Origin of the sequence: Rhodococcus sp. C-2 (assembly GCF_027854095.1) — a bacterium.
In the GTDB taxonomy this organism is placed as follows: Bacteria; Actinomycetota; Actinomycetes; order Mycobacteriales; family Mycobacteriaceae; genus Rhodococcus_F; species Rhodococcus_F qingshengii.
Genome location: NZ_JAQGFI010000005.1, coordinates 95680 through 101796, shown reverse-complemented (window position 1 = coordinate 101796; position 6117 = coordinate 95680). Strand labels below are relative to the sequence as shown.

General features: G+C 61.3%; 6 protein-coding genes. 3 read left to right on the top strand and 3 right to left on the bottom strand.

Features of this window, described 5'->3' with window-relative positions:
* The 3 genes from PCS43_RS12070 to PCS43_RS12060 form a co-directional block, all read right to left on the bottom strand.
* The coding region (locus tag PCS43_RS12070) for an Ig-like domain-containing protein (protein WP_270923037.1) at positions 1–1741 on the bottom strand (1741 nt) is incomplete at its 3' end.
* Between the two features lie 657 nt (positions 1742–2398).
* On the bottom strand, positions 2399–3652 hold the full coding sequence (gene serS, locus PCS43_RS12065) for a serine--tRNA ligase (RefSeq protein WP_007736032.1): 1254 nt from the start codon (positions 3650–3652) through the stop codon (positions 2399–2401).
* A gap of 65 nt (positions 3653–3717) precedes the next feature.
* Positions 3718–4113, bottom strand: coding sequence for an ankyrin repeat domain-containing protein (locus PCS43_RS12060; protein ID WP_003945404.1), 396 nt, complete (start codon positions 4111–4113; stop codon positions 3718–3720).
* Positions 4114–4183: 70 nt separating this feature from the next.
* Between PCS43_RS12060 and PCS43_RS12055 the strand changes: the two genes are divergently transcribed.
* The 3 genes from PCS43_RS12055 to PCS43_RS12045 all read left to right on the top strand — a co-directional run bounded on the left by PCS43_RS12055 (position 4184) and on the right by PCS43_RS12045 (position 6078).
* Positions 4184–5290: a septum formation family protein gene (locus PCS43_RS12055; protein ID WP_003945397.1), complete on the top strand. Its 1107-nt coding sequence runs from the start codon at positions 4184–4186 to the stop codon at positions 5288–5290.
* Positions 5291–5293: 3 nt separating this feature from the next.
* Positions 5294–5644 (top strand): metallopeptidase family protein, encoded by a 351-nt coding sequence (locus PCS43_RS12050; RefSeq protein ID WP_007736028.1) that lies wholly within the window; start codon positions 5294–5296, stop codon positions 5642–5644.
* A gap of 134 nt (positions 5645–5778) precedes the next feature.
* Positions 5779–6078, top strand: a complete 300-nt coding sequence (locus tag PCS43_RS12045) for a PE family protein (protein ID WP_003945399.1) — start codon at positions 5779–5781, stop codon at positions 6076–6078.
* Positions 6079–6117: the final 39 nt, after the last annotated feature.

Below are 6117 nucleotides of genomic sequence, written 5' to 3'. Positions count from 1 at the left end.
CACCCGTGACGGCAGTCGCCGGAACCGAGAGTGACGTCGTGGTCTCGACATCCACTGGAGCCGGATCAGAAACGGTCACCGTCTGAGCCGACGCCGACGAGCTGACGAACCCTGCACCAGCGGTGAAGTCGGCCGTAACACTTTGCGCACCAGCAGCATCGAACGCGTGCGACAGAGTCGCAACACCGCCAGTCACCGTGACCGGGGAGCCGATGGCCGTGCCGTTCGACTTGAACTGCACCGTACCGACAGCAGTATTCGGAGCCACGGTAGCGGTCAGATCAACCGCCGCACCCGTGATCGCCGTCGCCGGAACCGAGAGTGACGTCGTGGTCTCCACATCCACCGGAGCCGGATCCGACACGGTCACCGTCTGAGCAGGCGCCGACGAACTCACAAACCCTGCACCAGCGGTGAAATCAGCCGTAACACTCTGCGCACCAGCAGCATCGAACGCGTGCGACAGAGTCGCGGTTCCACCGGAAACCGTGACCGGCGAACCGATCACCGTGCCGTTCGACTTGAACTGCACCGTACCGACAGCATTGTTCGGAGCAACCGTCGCGGTCAGGTCAACCGCCGTACCCGTGACGGCAGTCGCCGGAACCGAGAGTGACGTCGTGGTCTCGACATCCACCGGAGCCGGATCAGAAACGGTCACCGTCTGAGCAGGCGCCGACGAACTCACAAAGCCAGCACCAGCGGTGAAGTCAGCCGTAACACTTTGTGCACCAGCAGCATCGAACGCATGACTCAATGTCGCAACACCGCCAGTCACCGTGACCGGAGTGCCGATCGCAGTGCCGTTCGACTTGAACTGCACCGTACCGACAGCAGTATTCGGAGCAACCGTCGCGGTCAGATCAACCGCCGCACCCGTGACGGCAGTCGCCGGAACCGACAACGACGTCGTCGTCTCCACATCCACCGGAGCCGGATCCGACACGGTCACCGTCTGAGCAGGCGCCGACGAACTCACAAACCCTGCACCAGCAGTGAAGTCAGCCGTAACACTCTGCGCACCAGCAGCATCGAACGCGTGCGACAGAGTCGCAACACCGCCACTCACCGTGACCGGGGAACCGATTGCAGTGCCGTTCGACTTGAACTGCACCGAACCCACAGCGTTGCTCGGAGCAACCGTCGCGGTCAGGTCAACCGCAGTACCCGTGATTGCCGTAGCCGGAACCGAGAGTGACGTCGTGGTCTCGACATCCACCGGAGCCGAAGCAATGCTGATCGTCGCGAGTGGACCTGCACCAGCGTTGAGAGCGCTACCCTTCGCATCTCGAGGCGTGCATCTGGTCGGAGCCCATTGCGTGCCGAGGAGACTCGCTTTCGCAAGCTGTGTATTGAAATTTTTGTCGTTGCCGTATGTAGCAGCGTCACCGGCAGTTCTGACCTTCGGCTGAATCACACCGGATGCGCCGGCGATCATCGTAATATCGATTGCAGGCATCCTGAACCAACTGTCACCGTTGGTGTTGGTGCTCCCGTCGAGGTTCTTTTTCGTCTTGGGTGCGCGGATCCCACCCTCACTGTTCGTGCTGGTACTGGGACTGTTTCCGATCACCTCGTTGTTACCCGAGATTCGGAGATATGGACCCGCCGCGTCAGGGCTTCCAGCCTCGTTGATGCGGATGACACTGGGAGCGACGTTCTCCAAGTTGAACGAGGTTCCGGGCACGATCGCCGCACTGATGAAGGTGGCATTTGCCGGGACATCGAAATCGTTCTTCAAGCGCGACAAATTGGTTGTTGTGGCGCCCGAATCCGAGTTCGGAAAAGACTGTCCATTGGATTGCATTCGGATAGTGAAGGTTTCACCCGGAGCAACTGATGTGGGGGCATCCACGGTGACAAAACTCGTAGTCACTTTGTCGACAGTGATGAGTGCTTTCGCCTGGCATGAGGTAGAGAAGTTGAATTGGCTTTGAACTGCTGAGGCTGGGGACCCGACCAGCAGCATTCCGGCGACCATGGCGGTTCCGGTTATGGGCACGGCGAATCGCCGCAACTGAGAGATTTGGGGCATGGGCACTTCCTTCGGAAGGGCAAACATGAGCAGTGGATTCGGACAAAACGTGTGCGCGCCGTCACAACATAACGAAAAAACTAGTACGTGTACTACTTTTGGCAAGACACTTGTCCAATTCACCCCGGACTCACCCTCGTATCACCAGACGCGAGATGGAAAAGCAGGGTATGGAAACTCGATTGAACGCAAAACTATCGCCAAAGCGGCCCATCGACAACGCTTTTGGTGGTCACCGCGCCAATCGGCGGGAAAAATTTGATATTTCGTCAGTTCAGAAAAAGTTCCAAACCTACCAGTACGAAAGTACGAAAAGGGCCGCGACGGAGTCCGTCGCGGCCCTGATTGTGTTGGTTCAGCGTGTCAGCGAAGCACATCCGTGCCGACAAACGGCACCAATGCCTCGGGCACTCGCACCGAGCCGTCGGCCTGCTGATGGTTCTCGAGAATCGACACGATCCAGCGCGTCGTAGCCAAGGTGCCGTTGAGAGTGGCGGCCGTCTGCGGCTTGCCGTTCTCGTCGCGGTACCGAACTCCGAGGCGGCGGGCCTGGAACGTCGTGCAGTTGGACGTCGATGTCAGCTCGCGGTAGGTGCCCTGCGTCGGGACCCATGCCTCGCAGTCGAACTTACGCGCAGCCGAAGAACCGAGGTCTCCGCCGGCGACGTCGATCACGCGGTACGGAACGTCGATGGCCGCCAACATGTCTCGCTCCCACCCTAGGAGACGCTGGTGTTCGGCGTCGGCGTCCTCGGGACGGCAGTACGTGAACATCTCGACCTTGTCGAACTGATGGACACGGATGATGCCGCGGGTGTCCTTGCCGTAGCTTCCGGCCTCGCGGCGGAAGCACGAGGACCAACCGGCGTAGCGCTTCGGGCCTTCGTTCAGTTCGAGGATCTCGCCCGAGTGGTAGCCGGCCATGGGTACCTCGGAAGTTCCGACGAGGTACAGGTCGTCATCCTGCAAGTGGTAGATCTCGTCCGAGTGAGCACCGAGGAAGCCGGTACCGGCCATGATTTCCGGGCGTACGAGCACCGGCGGAATCATCATCGTGAATCCGTTGGCGATCGCCTTCTGCGCAGCCAACTGCAGCAGTCCGAGCTGGAGCATGGCCCCGTAGCCGGTCATGAAGTAGAAGCGCGAACCCGAAACCTTGGCGCCGCGTTCCATGTCGATCAGGCCGAGCGACTCGCCCAGCTCGAGGTGATCCTTCGGCTCGAAGTCGAACTTCGGAATCTCACCGACGTGTTCGAGAACGATGTAATCGTCCTCGCCGCCGGCCGGCGCACCTTCTTGTACGACGTTGGAAATCGCGCGGTGTGCGGCGTCGAGCGCGGCCTGCGCCTCGTGCTGCGCGGCCTCGGCTTCCTTGACCTTGGCTGCCAGTTCCTTGGAACCTTCGAGCAGTGCGGGACGCTCCTCCGGAGATGCCTGTCCGACCTTCTTGCCGAAGGCCTTCTGCTCTGCACGGAGGTTGTCTCCGGTCAGAACGGCAGCGCGTCGGGACGCGTCGGCTTCGAGCAGAGCGTCGACCAGTCCTGGATCTTCTCCACGGGTGCGCTGCGACTCGCGGACGATTTCGGGGTTCTCACGGAGAAACTTGAGGTCAATCACGACTTCGAACTTTACCCACTCACTGCAGCTCTCCGACGGTCACGTCCACGTCGGAGAGGGGGAGATCACGATTCGAGCAGACTCAGGTAGTCCTCGCGTCCGAACATCCGAGCCGCGTCGACCGCCGTCGGGTGTCCACCTTTCGGGTCGGCTCCCCCGCTCACCAGCGCTTTCACCACCGCATCCTCACCCTTGAAGACGGCTCCGGCGAGTGGAGTCTGGTTCTTGTCGTTGGGTCGGTTGACGTCGGCACCGCGCTCGATCAGGGCAACGACGGCGTCAGCGTGACCGTGGTACGCCGCCAACATGACGAGCGTGTCGCCACTCTCGTTGGTCAGATTGACGGGAACTCCGGCATCGACGTACGACGCCAGCCCGGCTGCGTCACCGGTTCGCGCCATGTCGAAGAGCCGGCCCGCCAGCTCGACAGCCTCGGGATCGAGTGGGGTGTTTTCGCTCATGACTACAAAATACTCACAGACGCGATTGTGAGTTTTGTAGTGAAGGTTCGATATCGCCACGGCAACAGGCATGATGGAATCGATGTCCGAAGACAAGATCGAGAAGTCGCCAGATCCGGCCGATCCCCAGGGGACGCCGGCGAAGAAAACTGTCTCCGCGAGTCGCACCCGTCGGGTCCTGGCTGCTGTGGCGGTAGGTGCGGTGGTCGCCGCGATCGCAACGATCGCGATTTCCGGTGGATTGAACAAGGACGACTCGTCCTCGGTCAGTGTCAGTGGCGGCGGTCCCGCAGCGACGGGATCGACTCGCGACGACGCCTTCACCGCGGCTGCGGCCGGCGACTGCCTCAACTGGACGCCTGCGACCGAGTCGGGCGGAGACCGCACGGACATGTCGAAGGTTCAGTGCGGAACTGAACACCGCTTCGAGGTAGCCGGACCACTCGACCTCTCGGTGTTCCCGGGCGCCGAGTTCGGCCCCGGTTCCCGGTACCCGGGCGCCCTTCGATTCGCCGAACTACGCGACGAGCACTGCACACCCATCGTCATGTCCTACCTCGATTCGAAGTTCGATCCCAAGGGCAAGTTCAGCGTCGGCTTGATGTTCCCGAGCGAATCGGGTTGGGCTTCGGGCGAGCGCGCACTGCGTTGCGGGTTGCAGTTCTCGACCACGACCGGCGAGCTACAACCGTTCGTTGGCCGCGTGGCGGACCAGGACCAGTCGAACGTGTGGGACGTCGGCACTTGCATCGGCATCAACCAGAACCTCCCGACCGATCCGGTCGATTGCGCGAAACCGCATGCATACGAGGTTATCTCGGTGATAGACCTCGGCACTCAATTCCCGGGCGCAATGCCGTCGGTCGAAGATCAGGACCGCTATCTCGAGGGCGTCTGCACTCAGGCGTCCAACGAGTACCTTGGTTCCGCAGACGCGCTTCGCGACAAGACGCTGACACTGTTCTGGGACAACATTTCACTGGAAAGCTGGTTGGCCGGCAGCCGCCGAGTCAATTGTTCGATCGGCAAAGAGGTCGAAACCGGCGGGTTTGCCGCGATCACCGGAAGCGCCAAGGGCGACATCCTGATCAACGGCGCCGCTCCGGTCCCGCCACCCGCTGCACCGGAAGGTCGGTCGTTGCCGACGCCGTTGCCCGGCGCAGCTCCGCCGTCGTAAGCCATGACGGTAACTATGACGCCCGACCGGTTCGAGGAACTGGTCGGCGAGGCGCTCGATCTGATTCCGCCCGAACTTGCCAAGGCAATCGACAATGTCGTGGTGCTTGTCGAAGCACGTGACGAGGAAGAGCCGGGGCTGCTCGGTTTGTATCAGGGCGTCGCTCTGACCGAGCGGGATTCTCATTACGGTGGGTACCTGCCGGACACGGTCACTATTTTCCGCGATTCGATACTCGACATCTGCGCATCCGAGGACGAGGTTGTTCACGAGGTTGCCGTGACCGTCATCCACGAGATCGCGCACTATTTCGGCATCGAAGAAGACAGATTGCACGAACTCGGCTGGGGCTGAGGGCAAAGTCGTCCGATTTCGGGGGGAACCAAAAGCGGGCGGTAGGCATCAAAGTATGTGCGGGGGGATATCGACGGCTGTGCGCACGGCCTCCCGACCACTTATCCGCCCTGGTCAGGAAGGAGTTCGGCACTATGCACGTCGACCCTCAAGCCCTAGTTGCCGCCGCAATGGAACTCGAGTCTGCGGCGACGCGATTGCGCGGAATCGTCTCTACTGCGCAGCCGACGCTACGCGTTCTCCCAGCCGGATCCGAGGAAGTGTCCGGTAGCGCGGCAAATTACTTCAACACCATCTCGGGCAGCCTTGCCTCGTCCACCGATCGGGCAATCGAGGAGCTCACCGCGGCTGCGGCAGCTCTGCGCAAGAATGCAGCTGCCTACGAGCTCGAAGACCAGCTCACCAAGTCCAGCCTGGCAGCCGCACCGATCTGATCGACAGAAATCGAACTCGGTAACTCGGCAACACAGTCA

What these genes read in the sequence shown, in the direction of transcription:
- PCS43_RS12045 (WP_003945399.1), top strand. Translation starts at nt 5,779, where the DNA reads ATGCACGTCGACCCTCAAGCCCTAGTTGCCGCCGCAATGGAACTCGAG.
- PCS43_RS12050 (WP_007736028.1), top strand. Translation starts at nt 5,294, where the DNA reads ATGACGGTAACTATGACGCCCGACCGGTTCGAGGAACTGGTCGGCGAG.
- PCS43_RS12055 (WP_003945397.1), top strand. Translation starts at nt 4,184, where the DNA reads ATGATGGAATCGATGTCCGAAGACAAGATCGAGAAGTCGCCAGATCCG.
- PCS43_RS12060 (WP_003945404.1), bottom strand. Translation starts at nt 4,113, where the DNA reads ATGAGCGAAAACACCCCACTCGATCCCGAGGCTGTCGAGCTGGCGGGC.